This is a genomic window from Gemmatimonadaceae bacterium (assembly GCA_019637445.1).
GTDB lineage: Bacteria > Gemmatimonadota > Gemmatimonadetes > Gemmatimonadales > Gemmatimonadaceae > Pseudogemmatithrix.
In genome coordinates this window covers 1-16,482 of sequence record JAHBVS010000002.1, presented here as the reverse complement: position 1 = coordinate 16,482, position 16,482 = coordinate 1, and the positions used below count along the sequence as shown (strand labels likewise).

Sequence of the window (16,482 nt, the reverse complement as noted above, 5' to 3'; positions counted from 1 at the left end):
AAGGTCCGGGCGGAGCGGAGCGAAAGGTTCTTCAGATGTGCGTGGACTGCAGTGGGGTCATCTCAAAACCAAGCAAGGGTGAGGGATCGCGGGGGGCGCCGGATGGCGCCCGCCCGTGAGCCATCGGCCCTTACTTGATCTCGACGACCGCGCCCTCGGCCTCGAGCTTGGCCTTGACCGAGGCGGCCTCGTCCTTCGAGACGCCGGCCTTGAGGGTCTGCGGCGCGCCGTCCACCATGTCCTTGGCTTCCTTCAGGCCAAGGCCGGTGAGCTCGCGCACCACCTTGATGACCTGGATCTTCTTGCCGCCGGCTTCCTTGAGGACGACGTCGAACTCCGTCTTCTCCTCGGCGGCAGCGGCGCCACCACCCGCGCCACCCGCCGGGGCGCCAGCGGCCACGGCAGCGATGGTCACGTTGAACTTCGTCTTGAACGCCTCGATCAGGTCCGTGAGCTCGATGACCGACATGTTGCCGATCGCCTCGAGGATCTCGTCCTTGCTCAGGGTCGCGTTAGCCATTGTTCCATTCTCCAAAGGTGTTCCCCCAGGGGTCCTGAGGGGCGTGTGATCAGGCAGACGCCTGGGGAAATCAGTTTGAACCTTCGACCTGCGTCTTCCGCGCATCGAGCGCCAGCGCGAACATCATCAGCACGCTGTTGAACGTGCCGACGAGGATCGAGAGGGCCTCATCGCGCGTCGGAAGCGACGCGAGCTTCTTGACCGTCGCCTCGTCGATGACGGCGCCTTCATAGATGCCGCCCTTGATCGCAGGCTTCGAGTCGTTCTCCTTGGCGAAATCGCTGAGGAGCTTCGCGGCGCCGATGGCATCCTTCGTCACGACGACGCCGGTCGGGCCCTTCAGCTTCGTGCCGGTCAGGCCGGCCTCGTTGACCGCACGCAGGGCGAGCGTGTTCTTGATGACCACGTACTCCACGCCGGCCTTGCGGAAGCGGCGGCGGAGGGTCGTCATCGCCTTCACGTTCAGCCCGGTGAAGTCGGTATAGTAGACCGCGTCGGCGCCATCGAGCTTGGCCTTCAGCTCGGCGACGAGCTGGTCCTTGTCGGATCGCTTCATCGTTGGCTTACCGGTACGGGGTGGTATCGATGCGCAGGCCAGGCCCCATGGTGGAGCTGACCGCGACGGTCTTCACATAGACGCCCTTCGCCGCGGACGGCTTCGAGCGGATGATCTGGTCCATGAAGGCGCCGAAGTTCGTCTCGAGCGCCTCGAGGCCGAACGAGACCTTGCCGATGGCGGCCTGCACGTTGCCGGCCTTGTCGACGCGGAACTCGATCTTGCCGGCCTTCGTCTCCTTCACGGCCTGGCCGACGTTGAACGTCACCGTGCCCGCCTTCGGGTTCGGCATCAGGCCGCGGGGGCCCAGCACGCGACCCAGCTGGCCGACCTGGCCCATCTGGTCGGGGGTGGCGATCATGACGTCGAAGTCGGTCCAGCCATCCTTGATCTTCTGGATGAACTCGGTACCGACGAAATCCGCGCCGGCGTCCTCGGCCTCCTTGGCCTTCTCGCCGACGGCGATGACCAGCACGCGCACGGCCTTACCCGTGCCGGCCGGCAGGACGACGGTGCCGCGCACGACCTGATCGGCGTGGCGGGGGTCGACGCCCAGGCGCACCGCCACTTCGACGGTCTCGTCGAACTTGGCGAACGCGGAACCCTTCACGGCCTCGAGGGCCGCCTTGGGGGTGTGCAGCGCGCCAGCGGTGAGCTTGGCGGCGGCAGCGCGGTACTTCTTGCCGTGCGTCTTCATCCCTTCACCTCCACACCCATCGACCGCGCGGCGCCGGCGACCATCGCCATGGCGCTGTCGAGCGAATCGGTGTTGAGGTCGGGCATCTTCATCTCGGCGATCTTCCGGACCTGCGCCTGGGTAATCGAGCCGACCTTGTTGCGGTTCGGCTGACCCGAGCCCTTCTCGATACCAGCTTCCTTCTTCACGAGGAACGCCGCGGGCGGCGTCTTCAGGATGAAGGTGAAGGACTTGTCGGCATAGATGGTGATCTCGACCGGAAGGATCGCATCCTGGCCCTGCGTCTTGGAGTTGAACTCCTTGCAGAACGCCATGATGTTGATGCCTTGCGGACCGAGAGCCGTACCGACCGGCGGGGCCGGATTCGCCTTGCCTGCAGGAATCTGCAGCTTGACGAAACCGGTGACCTTCTTGGCCATTACTGCCTCGCTAGGAACGTTGAGCGCCCGCGGGCGTGTCCGGCTTTCGGACAGGCTGGCGCAGTGCGCTGACTCCCACGGTGTGTTTTGACGTCGTTGTGGTAGCCGACGGTGCGCTCCTCAAGGCGGATGTCACTCACGCCTCTGCCCCGCGCAAGGGCATCATCGAACTGCAGTGGTGAGTTGTGAGTTGTGAGTGATGAGTCACTACTCACGACTCATAACTCATGACTTACAACTTCCCGTATCCTCAGTGAGCCTTCAGTTGGAGATAATCCAGTTCGACCGACGTAGGCCGTCCGAACAAGCTGACGCTCACCCGCACCTTCCCCTTATCCGCCATCACGTCCTCGACCGTCCCGTTGAAATCCGAGAACGGACCGTCCGTGATCGCCACGGCCTGACCGACGAGGAACGGAATCTCCTCCTTCGGCGCGGCCTCCTCTTCCTTGATCTCGCGACCCAGCAGTCGGTTCACTTCGTCGTCCCGCAACGCCTGCGGCTCGCGATCCTTGTTGCCCACGAACTTGATCACGCCCTGAATGGCGTTGATCGTGTGCAGCGTCTCCTCCGAGAGGGCCATCTCCACGAGCACGTAGCCCGGGTAGACCTTCCGCTCGACGGTGACCTTCTTGCCGTTCTTGATCTCGACCACCTGCTCGGTCGGGACCCGCACCTCACGGATGCGCCGTTCCTCGGCCGCCACCGGATCCGCGTCGATCTTCCGCTGGATCAGGGTGCGCACCTTGTTCTCGTGACCGCTCGTGGTCTGGACTGCGAACCAGCGATGGGGCACGGGTTACGCTCCGAACAGCGACGGGATCCCGCGCACCAGCAGGGCCTGGAAGATCAGGTCCAGCAGCCAGATGACGCCGCCGATGACCAGCGACAGCACGATGACGCCGATGGACAGCTGCTGCACCTGCGGGCGGTCCGGCCAGGTCACCTTGCGCATCTCGGCGACCACGTCGTTCCAGAACCCGACCATGCGCTTCGGCAGGCTCGGCTGCTGGGCTACGACCTCGCCGGCCACTTACTTCGTCTCCTTGTGGAGCATGTGCTTGTTGCAGCGCGGGCAATACTTCTTCCACTCGACGCGCTCCGGGTGCAGGCGCTTGTTCTTGGTGGTGAAGTAGTTGCGATTCTTGCACTCACTGCACGCGAGGATGATCTTGTCGCGCGGCATGGCTCACTCTCGGGTCTGGCGTTTTGCAGCCACGTCCGGACGCGGACGCGGCGGGCCACCCTGCCCCCAACTGGGCGCAAGGCGGCGAGCCTTGAAAGGTAGGGGGGCAAGCGGGCGCTTGCAAGTCCCTGCGCTAGCGCCATTTCGGTCGCTGGGCGCCCCTTCCCGGGCCGCTCGTCCGGGCGCGTTCTCATCGTTGAGAACGGCAACTGCTTGCCACAGAGGCACCGAGACACAGAGGACCAAATAAAGGAAAGGGCGGGCCGCAGGGCCCGCCCTCCTTCGTCCTCCATCCTTCTACCTAGAGAAAGCACGCAACCGGGATCGAACCGGTGACCTCATCCTTACCAAGGATGTGCTCTACCGACTGAGCTATGCGTGCACTTTCGTCCTTCGTCCGTCCACCTTCGTCCTACGACAGAGCGGGAGACGGGGCTCGAACCCGCGACATCAAGCTTGGAAGGCTTGCGCTCTACCAGCTGAGCTACTCCCGCACTACTTCGTCCCGCATCCCAAGGTACGGCCCACTCCGACCGCATCCTGCCGAAACCGACGAAGGTTGGAGGACGGAAGTGGCGAGGCCGTACGGCCTCGCCTCCTACAACCTCCGTCCTTCGTCTTCGCTGTCCTTCGTCCAAAATGGTGGGGGAAGGATTCGAACCTTCGAAGGCATAAGCCGGCAGATTTACAGTCTGCTCCCGTTGGCCACTTGGGTACCCCACCCAATCGCGTCGACCATCGTGCCCAGACCTTCCGGCAAGAGCTGACGGCGAGGATCGAACTCGCGACCGCCCGATTACAAATCGGGTGCTCTACCAGCTGAGCTACGTCAGCGAAACTCTCCCTACGCGAAAGGGCAAGTTAAGTGGGCCTCGACCGGTTTTCAATCGAGGGCCGACGAAGGACGGAGGACGAAAGTGGCGAGGCCGTACGGCCTCACCTCCTGCTGCCTTCGTCCTTCGTCAGCCGTTGAGGCGCCTTCGGCGCCTCAACGCTTCTTCCACCGCGTCCCCTGCGGCGTGTCCTCGATGACGATCCCCTTCTCGTCGAGCGCCACGCGGATCGCGTCCGCCGCGGCGAAGTCCCGCCGTCCCCGCGCTTCCTTGCGCGCCTGAAGCTGTTGCTCCACCCAGCCCGAGAGCTCGGCGTCCGCCTCGACCTTGTCCGGCACGAGGTCCAGCACCCCGTCCACCATCGCAAAGACGTCGCGCGCGCGGCGCAGCGCAGCCTGATCCGTGCCGCCGGCGTCAAGTTCCTTGTTGGCCGCCCTGATAAACTCGAACAGCGCCGCCATCGCCTCAGGAGCGTTGAGGTCGTCGAACAACGCCGTGCGCACCGCCGTCTCCAGCCGGTCCGCCGCGTCCTCAAGCCCGCGCGTGCCGCCCTTGGCGCCCGCCAACCGCTCCGCGAAGTCCGCGATGCGACGCACCGCCTCCATCGAGCCCTCAAGCGCATCGCCCGAGAGGTTCAGCTGCTTGCGATAGTGCGTGCTGAACACGAACTGCCGCACGGCCGGCCCGCTGATGCCCGCCTCTCGCAGCCCCTCGACGTTCTGCACGTTGCCCACGCGCTTGGCCATCTTCGCGCCCTCGGTGAGCAGGAACTCCCCGTGGCACCAGCAGCGCGCGAACTCCTTGCCCGTCGCCGCCTCGCTCTGCGCGATCTCGTCCTCGTGGTGCGGGAAGATCAAGTCGATGCCGCCGCAGTGCAGGTCCAGCGTCTCACCAAGGATGCTCATCGCCATCGCCGAGCACTCGAGATGCCAGCCCGGACGTCCGCGGCCCCAGGGCGAATCCCAGGCGGCACCGCAGGCCTCGTCCTCAGGCTTCGCCGCCTTCCAGAGCGCGAAGTCCTGCGCGTTCTCCTTCGAGTAGTCGTCCTGCGCCACGCGCGCGCCGACCTGCACGTCGATCGTGTCCAGCCGCGCCAGCTTCCCGTAGCCCTGGAACTTCGTGATGGCGAAGTACACGCTCTTGTCTTCCGCCACGTAGGCCACGCCGTTGGCAATCAGACGCTCCACCAGCGCGATCATCTGCGGGATGTAGGCTGTCGCCCGCGGATAATGCTCGGCATCCTCGATGCGCAGGTATTTCCGGTCCGCGTGGAAGACCTCGACCACCGGATCCGTCACCTCGTGGATCGTCTTCCCCTGCTGCGAGGCGCGCACGATGATCTTGTCGTCCACGTCCGTCAGGTTCATCACCTGCTCCACCTTCCAGCCGCGCAGGCGCAGCACGCGCCGCAGCAGGTCCTCGAAGAGGAAGGTGCGGAAGTTTCCCAGATGCGCCGGGTTATAGACCGTCGGCCCGCACGTATAGAGACGCACCGTGTCGCCGTCGGCGGGCGCAAAGTCCTCGACGCGGCGCGACATCGTGTTGTAGAGACGAAACTCCGGCATCCCCAAAGCTAGGGACTCGGCGGGAGGGGCGGCAACGGCGTGGGGCCTTCCCCCGCGTCCTCACTGCGAGGTGGCAACGGCTCCTCAGCGACGCGTGAGGCGCGGACTTCCACCCCTTCCGAGCGGCAGACCGCGAGCACCGCCTCTGGTGAAAGCTCCTCGAGCGTCACCCGCAGCCGCCGTCCGCGCTTCCGCACGCTCGGCAGGCGCGCGCTGAGCCGCCGCAGCGCCTCCTCCGCGCTGGGCACCTTGAGGTCCAGCACGATCTGCGATGGCCGAGCTGGCTCGGCGTTGAGCATCATGCCGTCGCGCAACATCACCACGCGGTCGGCCGTGCCCTGGCCGCCACAGGTCTCCACGGTGCGGCCGGTCACCAGGATTGCGAGCCCGGAGCCGACCAGCCGATGCAGCAGCGCCACGCCCTCGCGACGCTCGGCGGGTCCGCAGAACACGAACGGCTCCTCGATGCAGATGAGACGCGGCTTGGCCAGCAGCGCCTGCGCGATGGTGATGCGCAGTTGGTCCAACGGGCCCAGGGCGCCAAGTCGCACGCGCGAGAGTCCGCGCAGCCCGACCTCGCGCATCAGCGGCACGAAGCGCGTGGGTGCGGCGAGCGCGTCGTCGTGCAGCGCGAGCACATCGGCGTGGAAGGCCAGCGCCTGCCGCACGGTGAGGAAGGAGTATTCCCAGGGGCGAGGTCCGATGAGCTGCGGCCTCGCCGCTGCAGGGTCGGGGCCACCGCACCAGCGGGCGATCCCCGAGCTCGGTGCGACCTTGCCCGCCGCCAGCAGTGCGAGGGTGCTCTTGCCAGAGCCTGCCGCGCCGACGACGGCCATCAGCTCGCCGCTCTTCAGTTCCAATGACAGCGGCGCGAGCGCGAGGCGCTCGTCACTGCCACCCAGGGGAGAGGGGCGCCAGCGACGCGTGACCGCGTGCATCTCGAGGATTGGGGTGGTCGGCACAGGCGACAGGGTACGACCTGCGCGCGGCACTTCATCATCGGCGCGATGCCAGCCACAGCGTTAATGCAGCGGAAACGCAGAGGGCGCCGGATCACTCCGGCGCCCTCTCGCTTACTTCTTGTCCTCTTCGATCTCCGCGTCCACCGTTTCCTCGCCGGCATTGAGCTGTCGAGGCTTGCCCGGTGACCCACTGGGCAGCAGGCCCATCTTCTGCTTGAGCGCCAGCAGCTGCTGGTCGGCGTTGGCCGAGCCGGCGACCTTCTCCAGCCGCTTGAAATCGCCCGCGAGCCGATCGCCGCTGAACTCCTCGTCGATCTCGTTGCTCGCCTTCAGCATGCGCTCGTTCTGCCCGATCTTCTCCTCCATCCGGGCGAAGGCCTCGAAGGCCGACTTCTCGGACATCGACGACATCGTCTCGGAGATCTTCTGCTGCGCCTGCGCGCGGCGCTGGCGCGCGAGCAGGAGGTTCTTCTTGCGTTTCGCTTCCTGGATCTTGTCGTTCAGGTCGCGCAGCGAGTTCTTGAGCTTCTCGGTCTCCAAGACGTGCGACTGCCAGGTCGCCTCGAGCGTCTGCGCATGCTCCATATGCTCCGCCTGCCGCAGCAGCGCCTGCTTGGCCAGGTCGTCGCGTCCTTCCTTCACGGCGAGCATCGCCTTGTTCTCCCAGTCCTGCGACTGCTTGTACTCGGCCTCGAACTGGTCCTTCAGGCGCTTCTCGTCGGCAATGGCGGCGGCCACCTGCTGCTTGGCCCGCGCCAGTTGGTTCTGCATATCGACCACGATCTGATCCAGCATCTTCTCCGGATTCTCGGCGCGCGAGATCAGGTCGTTGATGTTGGACTTCAGCAGCGTGGCAAGTCGGTCGAAGATGCCCATGGGATCAGCGGGCCTCGCGGAAAGTGGCGAGCTCGCGGAGATGGCCGGCGAGCGAGAGCGTAAGGCTTTCGTACGAGGCCAGGAACTCCTCGTAGTCGAGGTGGGAGAGCTCGAGCGCCTCGGTGAGCACGACCTCGTTCCCCTGGATCCCGTAGGAGCCGTGGAGCAGGTCGGTGGCATTCAGTTCCAGCAGGCGACGGCAGAGCTTGGAGGTACCATTCGCGTTGGCTGGCAGGTCCATCACCTTCACGCGCAGCACGACGACCGGCGGCGAGTGATGCACCACCACGGTGAGGTCCAGCTCGCCGCCGGGCTGCACCTTCCAGAGCCCGGGCTCGAGCTCTTCATAGGATGCGCCTTCGCTGGCAAGCCGGCCAAGGAAGCCGTCGATTTGTTCGGGCGTGACCATATGGCTCCACTCAAGAAGTCATCTGTCCGGACGGTGCTGCGTGCTACGAAGTTTCAGTGGTCGCGGGGGTTCTGTCTAGGGATGAAGGGTGGAGGATGAAGGGGGCGAGGCCGTGCGGCCTCGCCTGTGTACGGTCAGGACGGGGCGCCGAGGAGGAGCACGAGAGTCGCCATCGCGATAAGTGTGAGGCCGACTCTCGTGGCCAGGACTCGAAGGCGATTCCTTGCCGGTGCCGGGCCTCCGTCCTTTCCGCGGCGGCGCGCGGCGGCGATCGCGCGGAATGAAGAGACGGCGGTGATCGGCAGACCGACGAGTAGGACCAGACTCGCCGCGCCCGAGCTCCGGAAGTGCTCCCAGGCCACCGTGGCGCTGACTGCACCATCCGTCATTGTCACCGTGCAACCACTCAGCCCTAGGTTCATCGGGCTGGCTGCGCGCAGCTCACGCGTCGTCCCCTCTACGGTGGCTTCGACGCGAAGCAGTGTCGCCGTCCCGAACATCCGTTGGACCTCCGACTCCGGCGTGCTGACCGTCGCCAGCCCGCAGAGCACGCGCGCCTCCTTCTCCGCCTCGACCCAGTAGACCGTCGCCACGAGCAACGGGAGAACGAGCGCCACAGTGACGAGGATCCGCACAGGCGAGGCCGCACGGCCTCGCCCCGTCCACCGTTCACCGTTCACCGTTTCTTCAGTTCCACCAACCGTTCCTTGGCGAGCCTGCGCCCGGTCGGCGTCGCCGCCAACCCGCCGCCCGCCGTCTCCCGGTAGCGCACGTCCATCTCACGGCCGATCTCGCCCATGGTGTCGATCACTTCGTCGGCTGGAATCGCGAAGGTGATGCCCGCCAGCGCCATCTCGATGCCGGCCAGCGCGATCGCTGCGCCGGTGGCATTGCGGAAGACGCAGGGCAACTCGACCAAGCCACCGAGCGGATCGCACACGAGCCCGAGCGTACCCTGCTGCGCGAGCGCGACCGCCGTGCCTACCTGCGCGGGCGTCCCGCCGAGCATCTCGGTGGCGGCGCCGGCCGCCATGCCCGCCGCGGCACCGGTCTCGGCCTGACAGCCGCCTTCCGCACCCGAAAGCGACGCGCGCTGCGCGACGACCGCGCCAATCAGTCCTGCTGTCGCCAACGCATCCACCAACTGCGCATCGGCCAGGTCGTGCTTCGCCGCGAGCCCGAGCAGCACACCGGGCAACACCCCCGCGCCACCTGCCGTCGGCGCCGCGACGATCACGCCCATCGCCGCATTCACCTCCTGCACGGCCAGTGCGCGCATCAGCACGTCGCGGAACACGGTGCCGTGCAACGGACCCGCCGGTCCACTGCGCAGCTTGGCCGCATCGCCGCCGACGAGCCCCGACGTGGACCGCAGATCACCAGTGAGCCCCTGCTCCACGGCGTGCCGCATGACCGCCAGCGCGCGACCCAGCGCCTCGCGGATGTCCTCGACCGTGCGCCCCTGGTCGCGCGCTTCCATCTCGAGCGCGCAGACGGCCAGCGTCTTGCCCTGGCGTTCCGCGTCGGCAATCGCCTCGGCGAGTGAGTGGTACATCAGCCGCCCACCTTGTCGATGCGATGCGTCCAGCGCACCCAGGGCAGCGCCTTGAGCGCGGCACCGACCTCATCAGGTGGCCGCTCGTCCACCTCGATCACCATGAACGCATCGCCACCGCGGTGTTTCCGCGAGAGCCGCAGCGTCGCGATGTTCACGCCGCCATCACTGAGCAACGTCGCGATGCGTGCGATGCTGCCCTTCACGTCCTCGGCCACCATCACGATGGTGTGGTGCGAGCCATCGACCTCGACGGGATAGCCGTCGATCTGCGAGACCTTGATGCGACCGGCGCCGAGTGAGGCACCGAGCATCACGTGGTGCCGGTGCTCGCGCGTGACGGTGATACGCACGGAGTTGGGATGCACCTCGGGCTCGTCGCCGAGGCTGGTCTTCTCGAAACGCCAATCGAGGCCTTCGCGCTCCAGGATGTTCAGCGCGTCGCGCAGTCGCTCGTCGTCGGGACGGAAGCCGAGCAGGCCGCCGACGATGGCCTTGTCCGTGCCGTGGCCCTCACCGGTGCGGGCAAAGCTGCCGTGCAGTTCGATCAGCGCCTTGTCGGGGGTGCCGGCCACCAAGTCGCGGGCCACGAGTCCGAGCCGGCAGGCCCCCGCCGTATGGCTGGAGCTGGGGCCCACCATCACGGGGCCGATGATGTCGAGGATGGAGACCATGTCCTACCAACTTACCACTATATGAAAGATGCCACGCGGCGGCGCCCGACCACCCCGGTCAACATCCACGGTGCCCAAGGACGTATAGATTCAGCGGCCTCCCCCTTCGGGGCGGCACGACTGCTGGACCTGGACCTCACGGTCCCCCTTCCTTCTCCCCGCGACCCGCCGCAGCGGCGGCGGTCACCACCGGAGTACGACGTGAGAGTGATTCGCTCCCTTCTGGGCCTCGCCCTGCTGCTCGCCAGCGGACTCGATGCCCAGCAATCGTCCCGCACTGAACCCATCACGGGGCTTCGCGACAACGGCTCGGGCTTCCACGCCCTCGTCGGTGCGCGCGTGGTCACGGCGCCGGGTCAGGTGGTCGAGAACGCCACCATCGTCATTCGCAACGGCCTGATCGTCTCGGTCGGTCGCGGGCAGGCGCCGGCTGGCGCCCGCGTGTGGGACCTGTCCGGCCAGACGGTCTATCCCGGCTTCATCGATGCGCACGCCGACCTCGGCATGGACGCCGTGCCCGAGGGTGGTGACGTCGGCCCGACGCACTGGAATCCGCAGGTGCGCGCCTGGTACAGCACCACCTCGAGCTTCAAGGACGACAGCACCCGCCGGATGAGCCTGCGCTCGCTGGGCTTCGGCACCGCGCTCGCCGTCCCGAAGCAGGGCATCTTCCGCGGCAAGGCCTCGGTCGTGAACCTCAGCGATGCCGGTGTCCGTGAGCGCGTGCTGCGCCCGGACCTCGTGCAGGCCATCGGGTTCAACCGCTCGTTCCAGCTCGGGGGCATGTACCCGAACTCGGCGATGGGCACGACGGCCCTGATGAAGCAGACCTTTATGGATGCGGAGTGGTACATCCGCGCCTGGGCCGCCTACGAGAAGAGCGGCCGCTCGATCCTGCCGCCCGAGACCAGCGAGGCCTTGGCCGCGCTCGGCGACGCCGTGCAGGGCCGCCAGGCGGTGCTGTTCCAGACGTCGAGCGAGGAGGAGTACCTCCGCGCCTACAAGATCGCGGCGGACTACAAGCTCACGCCCTGGTTCCGCGGCAGCGGCGAGGAATACAAGCTGATCGACGTGCTGAAGGGTCGCACGCAGCCGCTGATCATCCCGCTCACCTTCCCGGACGCACCCGAGGTCGCGACGCCTGAGGCCGCGATCAACGTGACGCTGGGGCAGCTGCGCCACTGGTACCTGGCGCCGACAAACGCCGCCAAGCTGGCCGAGGCCAACGTGCCCTTCGCCATCACGACGGACGGGCTGTCGTCGCTGAACCAGTTCCTGCCGAACCTGCGCATCGCGGTGTCGCGTGGACTCGCGCCGGACAAGGCACTGGCCGCGCTCACCACGGTGCCCGCCGGTTGGCTGGGCATCGAGCGCACGCACGGCACCATCGCCGCCGGCAAGGTGGCAAACCTCGTCGTCGCCGACGGCGACCTCTTCACGACCGAAGCCAGCGTGCGCGATGTGTGGGTGCAGGGCATGCGCTACGGCGTGACCCGTCCGCCGCAGATCGACCCGCGCGGCACCTGGACGATCGCCACCGATGACGCCGCTGGATTCCCGGCGACGCTGCGCCTCGAGGGTCCGATCAACCGCGTGCGCGGCACGGTCGAGGTGCCGAACCGCCGCCCCATCAACCTGGCCTCGGCGCGCGTGATCTCCGAGACGGGTCGCCTCGAGGCCACCTTCAATGGTGAGCAGCTGGGTTATCAGGGCACCATCCTCCTCACGGGCAACGTGCGCGGTGAGGAGTTCTTCGGCTGGATGTCGCTGCCCAACGGCTCGGACCCGGCGTATCGCGGCACGCGCACCGAGAAGGTGGACGATGCCGCGCGCGGTACGGTGGCGGCCAAGGTGCCGAACATCGAGCTGCCGTGGCTCCGTCCGTCGATGGAGTTCGGCCGCGCCACGCCGCCCGAGCAGCCCGCCGTGCTGGTGGTGCGCAACGCCACCATCTGGACGCAGGGCCCGCAGGGCAAGATGGAGAACGCCGACCTGCTGGTACGTGCCGGCAAGGTGGTGCAGGTCGGGCAGCGCCTGACCGCGCCGCGCGGCGCGGTGGAGATCGACGCCACCGGCAAGCACGTCACGCCGGGGTTGATCGATCCGCACACGCACACCGGCGTCAGCTCGGTGAACGAGAGCGGCTTCGCCATCGTCCCCGAAGTGCAGATGGGCGACGTGCTCACGATCGAGAACATCTGGATGTACCGCCAGCTGGCCGGCGGGCTTACGTCGCAGATGGTGAAGCACGGTTCGGCCAACCCCATCGGTGGCGAGAACGTGTTCGTGAAGAACCGCTGGGGCGCACTGCCCGACGCACTCAAGTTCGAGAACCCGCCACGCACCGTGAAGTTCGCGCTGGGCGAGAACCCCAAGCGCAGCCCGAACCGCTATCCCAACACCCGTATGGGTGTGCAGGAAATCATCCGCGACCACTTCATGGCCGCGCGTGACTACGAGGCGGAGTGGAAGCGTTGGGAGGCCGACCGCACGAAGGCTGGCATCCCGCCGCGCCGCGACCTCCGCATGGAGGCGTTGGTCGACATCCTGAACCAGCGCCTGCTGGTCGCCTCGCACGGATACCGCGCGGACGAGTTCCTCGCGCTGGTGCGCCTGGCCGAGGAGTTCGGCTTCCGCATCCAGACGCTGCAGCACGGCGTCGAGGCATACAAGATCGCCACCGAGCTCAAGAACTCCGGCGTCGCCGCCATCGTGTGGTCGGACTGGGGCGCTTTCAAGCTCGAGTCCTACGATGCGACGAATTACAACGCGCGCCTGCTGATGGAAGCCGGCGTCGTGACGGCGCTGCACTCGGACGACGCCGAGATCTCCACGCGCATGAACTGGGAGGCCGGCAAGCTCCTGCGTTCGGGCGTCGAGGAGGAGGCGGCGATGTCCACCATCACGCTGCAGGCCGCGAAGGCGGTGGCCATCGACAACCGCGTGGGCTCGCTCGAGCCCGGCAAGGACGCCGACTTCGTTATTTGGAACGGCCACCCGCTGTCGCAGTTCACCAAGGCCGAGCAGACCTGGGTGGACGGCCGTCGCTACTTCTCGCTCGAGGAGGACGCGCTGCTGCGCGTCGAGGTCGAGCGCCAGCGCAAGCAGTTGATCCAGGCGGTGCTGGCCGCCGGCGGGACCGAGGGCAATGCACCCACCAATCGTCCGGCCCGTGGGCCTGGGCAGGGGGACCACTAAGATGAATCCGATGCAGCGAAGCTTCCTCGGCGCCGCCGCCCTGCTGTTTGCAGGTGCGGCCGGCGCCGGCGCGCAGGTACGCATGACCGTGCCGCCGCAGTCGGAGCCGGTGGTGTTGCGTGGCGCGACGATCCACACCGTCACCAACGGCACCATCGAGAACGGCACCATCGTGCTCGATGGCGGCAAGATCGTGGCCGTCGGCCGCAACGTGGAGATCCCGCGCGGCGCCAAGGTCGTCGACGTGACGGGCAAGCACATCTATCCGGGCCTCATCGATGCCTACAGCACCGTGGGCATTACCGAGATCGGCGCGGTGGATGTGTCGAACGACATCAACGAGATCGGCGACTTCAACCCGAACGTGCGCGCCGAGATTGCGGTGAACGCGGAGAGCCGGCACATCGGCACGACGCGTTCGGCCGGTGTGCTCGTGGCGTTCACCACGCCGGGTGGCGGTGTCATCTCGGGCCTCTCCTCGGCGATGTCGCTCGAGGGCTGGACCTGGGAGGAGATGTCGATGAAGGGCGCCGCGGCGCTGAACGTGAACTGGCCGGATCCGATCGCCCGGCCGCGCCGCTTCTTCGGTGGCCCCGGAGGTCGCGGCGGCCCGCAGCAGGCGCCGAAGACCTACGCCGAGCAGGTGCAGGAGCTGAAGGACTACTTCGCCGAGGCGCGGGCCTACCGTGACGCGGTGAAGGCAGGCCAGCAGGTGCGCAGCGACGTGCGCCTGGCGGCGATGATTCCCGCGCTCAACGGCGACATCCCGGTGATCGTGGCGGCCGAGGGCGTGGCGCAGATCAACGACGCCCTGACTTGGGGCAAGGAAGAGGGACTGCGCATCGTCATCCGCGGTGGTCGCGACGCGATCTACGTGGCCGACCGCCTGAAGGCGGAGAACGTGCCGGTGATCCTCACGAGCACGATGGCCGCGCCGGACCGTCAGCACGAGGCCTATGATGGCGCGTACCACATGCCGGCCCGCCTGCACGAGGCAGGCGTGCGCTTCGCCATCTCGGGCGGCGCGGGTGGCCTCTACAGCAACCGTCTCCCCTGGGAGGCCGGTGTTGCGGTGGCCTTTGGCCTGCCGGAAGAGGAGGCGCTGAAGGCGGTGACGATCAACGCGGCCGAGTTGATGGGCATCGCGGACAAGGTCGGCTCGCTGGAGGTGGGCAAGCAGGCGACGCTGCTCATCACGACGGGGACGCCGCTGGACATGATGTCGAACATCGACCAGGCGTACATCCAGGGTCGTGAGATCAACATGAACGACATCCAGAAGCACTTCTTCCAGAAGTACCTGGAGAAGATCCGGCAGCAGCAAGGGAAGATTGCGATGTAACTGCGGTGCGGATGGATCTGTGTGGCGAGGTTTTGCCACAGAGGCACAGAGACACAGAGGGTTGAGCGTGCGCGTTGGCCTCTGTGTCTGATCTCAACTGAACTTTGAAGGGGGCTTCGTGGACAGATTATGTCCGCCGAGCCCCCTTCGAAGTTGCGGTTGGCCTGGGCACAGAGGGCTGGTTGCGTCGCGACACCTCTGTGTCTCTGTGCCTCTGTGGCAAAGCAGTTCCTGGCCGAGTCCCGTAGCCTGCTAAGGCGTCGGCATCGCCGCGCGCGGCTGGATCCCGTCGCCGAAGGTCGCGGCCAACAAGAGCGCAAGCTTGGCGCCGAGCAGCGCACTCGGCCGGTCCGCCCACTCTGTGAGCGTGTGTTGGTTCCCACCGTACGCGCGCCCGATCGAGATGCTGGGGATCCCCATCACCACGCCGATGTTCGCGTCCGTGCTGCCCGTGGCGATTGCCTCGGGCGCGCCCGGCATCCCAACGCGAACGCCCAACTGCCGCTGGATGTCCACCGCCGTCTGCACCAACGGATGCCGTCGCGCACCGGCGAGCATCGCCTCGGTGCCGCCGGCGCCGTTCTTCACCTCGCGTTCAATCGCCAAGGCCACGCCTGCCTGCCGCGCGGACTCCTCGGCGATCCGCGTGATGCTGCGGTCCAGCGCGTCGAGCAGCGCCGGGTCCGGCGAGCGTAGGTCCACCGTGAAGTAGAGATCCTGTGGAATCCCGTTGAAGATCACGCCGCCGTGCACCTGACCGACGTTGACCACCGCGCCGTTCGGCATTGGCGGGAACTGCAGCGCATAGATGCCTTCGATCGCCGCGGCGAGCGCTCGCACGGGAGTCGGCCGCCCACGCGAATAGAGCGTGTGCGAGCCGTCCGCGGTATAGCGATAGCGCGTCCAGTAGATGCCGAGCGCGCCGTAGTTGATGGGCCCGAGCCCACCGTCCATTGCGATGAGCAGGTCTGGCCGCGGGTTGTGCTGGAGCCAGTAGTCCATCCCACGCAGGCCGATCTCCTCCTGCACCGTGGCGACGAAGATGAGATCACCCTTGGTGACGACGCGCGCGGCGTTCAGCGCGCGGATCATCGCGAGCATGTTGGCGACGCTCGCCGAGTTGTCGAAGATGCCGGGCGCGTGGAGGGAGTCACCCGTGACGCGCACGGTGGTGTTGGTGCCTACCGGATGCGCGATGTCGGTGTGCGCGGCGAACACGGTGGTCGGCCCACCGCCCGTGCCGCGGCGGATGCCGGTCACGTTGCCTACGGAGTCCACCGACACCACAAGCCCCGCGCGCAGCATCTGCTCGCGCACATATTCCCCGCGCACCTGCTCGTGCCGCGACGCACCTTCCATCTGCGCGATGCGGATCCACTCCTCGACCTGCTGCGGGAAGTTGGTCTCGAGGTGTCCGAGCGCGGCCCGCACATCCGGGCGGCGCAACAGGGCGGGATCCCACGAACTCGGATAGTGCTCCTGAGCGAGAAGCGGCGTGGCAATCAGCGCGAGCAGCAGCGCGAGAGGGCGAAAGCGGGTTTCGAGGCGCATCCGATGAATCTGCGGTCTCAGCCGCACGGCCGCCATCTGAGTGGCGAGTTCTTGCCACAGAGGCACAGAGACACAGAGGACTACTACGTGAATGGGGGCGCGCCGATGTCGATCAGCGCACCCCCCAAGCACCTGCCGT

17 protein-coding genes and 4 tRNA genes are annotated in these 16,482 nt (G+C 67.0%); 2 read left to right on the top strand and 19 right to left on the bottom strand.

All coding sequences use genetic code 11. The features are described from left to right. Positions 1-130: 130 nt before the first annotated feature. From rplL to sdaAB, 18 genes are all read right to left on the bottom strand, one after another. Complete coding sequence (gene rplL / locus KF709_10200) at positions 131-520, bottom strand: 50S ribosomal protein L7/L12 (protein ID MBX3174771.1); 390 nt, start codon at positions 518-520, stop codon at positions 131-133. A 70-nt stretch (positions 521-590) separates the two neighbouring features. Continuing rightward, complete coding sequence (gene rplJ, locus KF709_10195) at positions 591-1,076, bottom strand: 50S ribosomal protein L10 (protein ID MBX3174770.1); 486 nt, start codon at positions 1,074-1,076, stop codon at positions 591-593. 7 nt (positions 1,077-1,083) lie between these two features. Then, a complete protein-coding gene (gene rplA, locus KF709_10190) occupies positions 1,084-1,773 on the bottom strand; it encodes a 50S ribosomal protein L1 (GenBank protein MBX3174769.1) in 690 nt (229 codons plus the stop codon). After that, positions 1,770-2,192 (bottom strand): 50S ribosomal protein L11, encoded by a 423-nt coding sequence (rplK, locus tag KF709_10185; protein ID MBX3174768.1) that lies wholly within the window; start codon positions 2,190-2,192, stop codon positions 1,770-1,772. Before rplK ends, rplA begins: the two co-directional genes overlap by 4 nt. Before the next feature lie 250 nt (positions 2,193-2,442). After that, positions 2,443-2,988: a transcription termination/antitermination factor NusG gene (gene nusG / locus KF709_10180; protein MBX3174767.1), complete on the bottom strand. Its 546-nt coding sequence runs from the start codon at positions 2,986-2,988 to the stop codon at positions 2,443-2,445. 3 nt (positions 2,989-2,991) lie between these two features. Then, positions 2,992-3,225 carry a preprotein translocase subunit SecE gene (gene secE, locus KF709_10175; protein MBX3174766.1) on the bottom strand — a complete coding sequence of 78 codons (234 nt, stop codon included), beginning with the start codon at positions 3,223-3,225 and terminating at the stop codon, positions 2,992-2,994. Then, a complete protein-coding gene (gene rpmG / locus KF709_10170; protein MBX3174765.1) occupies positions 3,226-3,378 on the bottom strand; it encodes a 50S ribosomal protein L33 in 153 nt (50 codons plus the stop codon). It lies immediately after the preceding gene. A 309-nt stretch (positions 3,379-3,687) separates the two neighbouring features. Further along, positions 3,688-3,760, bottom strand: a tRNA-Thr gene (locus tag KF709_10165). A gap of 39 nt (positions 3,761-3,799) precedes the next feature. Beyond that, positions 3,800-3,872: transfer RNA gene (locus KF709_10160), tRNA-Gly, on the bottom strand. Positions 3,873-4,018: 146 nt separating this feature from the next. Beyond that, positions 4,019-4,101, bottom strand: a tRNA-Tyr gene (locus KF709_10155). A 38-nt stretch (positions 4,102-4,139) separates the two neighbouring features. Beyond that, positions 4,140-4,212: transfer RNA gene (locus KF709_10150), tRNA-Thr, on the bottom strand. Between the two features lie 154 nt (positions 4,213-4,366). After that, positions 4,367-5,776 carry a cysteine--tRNA ligase gene (cysS, locus tag KF709_10145; protein ID MBX3174764.1) on the bottom strand — a complete coding sequence of 470 codons (1,410 nt, stop codon included), beginning with the start codon at positions 5,774-5,776 and terminating at the stop codon, positions 4,367-4,369. A gap of 8 nt (positions 5,777-5,784) precedes the next feature. After that, entirely contained in the window at positions 5,785-6,738 is a 954-nt protein-coding gene (locus tag KF709_10140; protein ID MBX3174763.1) for an ATP-binding cassette domain-containing protein, read from the bottom strand. A gap of 111 nt (positions 6,739-6,849) precedes the next feature. After that, the gene (locus KF709_10135) at positions 6,850-7,614 is read right to left on the bottom strand and encodes a PspA/IM30 family protein (protein ID MBX3174762.1); all 765 of its coding nucleotides are present in this window, start codon (positions 7,612-7,614) and stop codon (positions 6,850-6,852) included. Between the two features lie 4 nt (positions 7,615-7,618). Next, complete coding sequence (locus tag KF709_10130) at positions 7,619-8,023, bottom strand: hypothetical protein (protein ID MBX3174761.1); 405 nt, start codon at positions 8,021-8,023, stop codon at positions 7,619-7,621. Positions 8,024-8,157: 134 nt separating this feature from the next. Further along, complete coding sequence (locus tag KF709_10125) at positions 8,158-8,640, bottom strand: hypothetical protein (GenBank protein ID MBX3174760.1); 483 nt, start codon at positions 8,638-8,640, stop codon at positions 8,158-8,160. 59 nt (positions 8,641-8,699) lie between these two features. Further along, positions 8,700-9,578 carry an L-serine ammonia-lyase, iron-sulfur-dependent, subunit alpha gene (gene sdaAA, locus KF709_10120; GenBank protein ID MBX3174759.1) on the bottom strand — a complete coding sequence of 293 codons (879 nt, stop codon included), beginning with the start codon at positions 9,576-9,578 and terminating at the stop codon, positions 8,700-8,702. Next, a complete protein-coding gene (gene sdaAB / locus KF709_10115; GenBank protein MBX3174758.1) occupies positions 9,578-10,252 on the bottom strand; it encodes an L-serine ammonia-lyase, iron-sulfur-dependent subunit beta in 675 nt (224 codons plus the stop codon). The genes sdaAA and sdaAB overlap by 1 nt, the downstream gene beginning before the upstream one ends. Before the next feature lie 207 nt (positions 10,253-10,459). Between sdaAB and KF709_10110 the strand changes: the two genes are divergently transcribed. Continuing rightward, complete coding sequence (locus KF709_10110; protein MBX3174757.1) at positions 10,460-13,450, top strand: amidohydrolase family protein; 2,991 nt, start codon at positions 10,460-10,462, stop codon at positions 13,448-13,450. A gap of 10 nt (positions 13,451-13,460) precedes the next feature. Continuing rightward, on the top strand, positions 13,461-14,792 hold the full coding sequence (locus KF709_10105; GenBank protein MBX3174756.1) for an amidohydrolase family protein: 1,332 nt from the start codon (positions 13,461-13,463) through the stop codon (positions 14,790-14,792). Positions 14,793-15,044: 252 nt separating this feature from the next. Here KF709_10105 and KF709_10100 read toward each other — a convergent pair whose 3' ends face one another. Beyond that, positions 15,045-16,343, bottom strand: a complete 1,299-nt coding sequence (locus KF709_10100) for a M20/M25/M40 family metallo-hydrolase (protein ID MBX3174755.1) — start codon at positions 16,341-16,343, stop codon at positions 15,045-15,047. Between the last annotated feature and the right edge of the window lie 139 nt (positions 16,344-16,482).

Coding starts and splice junctions, on each gene's coding strand:
- rplL (MBX3174771.1), bottom strand. CDS start 520: ATGGCTAACGCGACCCTGAGCAAGGACGAGATCCTCGAGGCGATCGGC.
- rplJ (MBX3174770.1), bottom strand. CDS start 1,076: ATGAAGCGATCCGACAAGGACCAGCTCGTCGCCGAGCTGAAGGCCAAG.
- rplA (MBX3174769.1), bottom strand. CDS start 1,773: ATGAAGACGCACGGCAAGAAGTACCGCGCTGCCGCCGCCAAGCTCACC.
- rplK (MBX3174768.1), bottom strand. CDS start 2,192: ATGGCCAAGAAGGTCACCGGTTTCGTCAAGCTGCAGATTCCTGCAGGC.
- rpmG (MBX3174765.1), bottom strand. CDS start 3,378: ATGCCGCGCGACAAGATCATCCTCGCGTGCAGTGAGTGCAAGAATCGC.
- cysS (MBX3174764.1), bottom strand. CDS start 5,776: ATGCCGGAGTTTCGTCTCTACAACACGATGTCGCGCCGCGTCGAGGAC.
- KF709_10135 (MBX3174762.1), bottom strand. CDS start 7,614: ATGGGCATCTTCGACCGACTTGCCACGCTGCTGAAGTCCAACATCAAC.
- KF709_10130 (MBX3174761.1), bottom strand. CDS start 8,023: ATGGTCACGCCCGAACAAATCGACGGCTTCCTTGGCCGGCTTGCCAGC.
- sdaAA (MBX3174759.1), bottom strand. CDS start 9,578: ATGTACCACTCACTCGCCGAGGCGATTGCCGACGCGGAACGCCAGGGC.
- sdaAB (MBX3174758.1), bottom strand. CDS start 10,252: ATGGTCTCCATCCTCGACATCATCGGCCCCGTGATGGTGGGCCCCAGC.
- KF709_10105 (MBX3174756.1), top strand. CDS start 13,461: ATGCAGCGAAGCTTCCTCGGCGCCGCCGCCCTGCTGTTTGCAGGTGCG.
- KF709_10100 (MBX3174755.1), bottom strand. CDS start 16,343: ATGCGCCTCGAAACCCGCTTTCGCCCTCTCGCGCTGCTGCTCGCGCTG.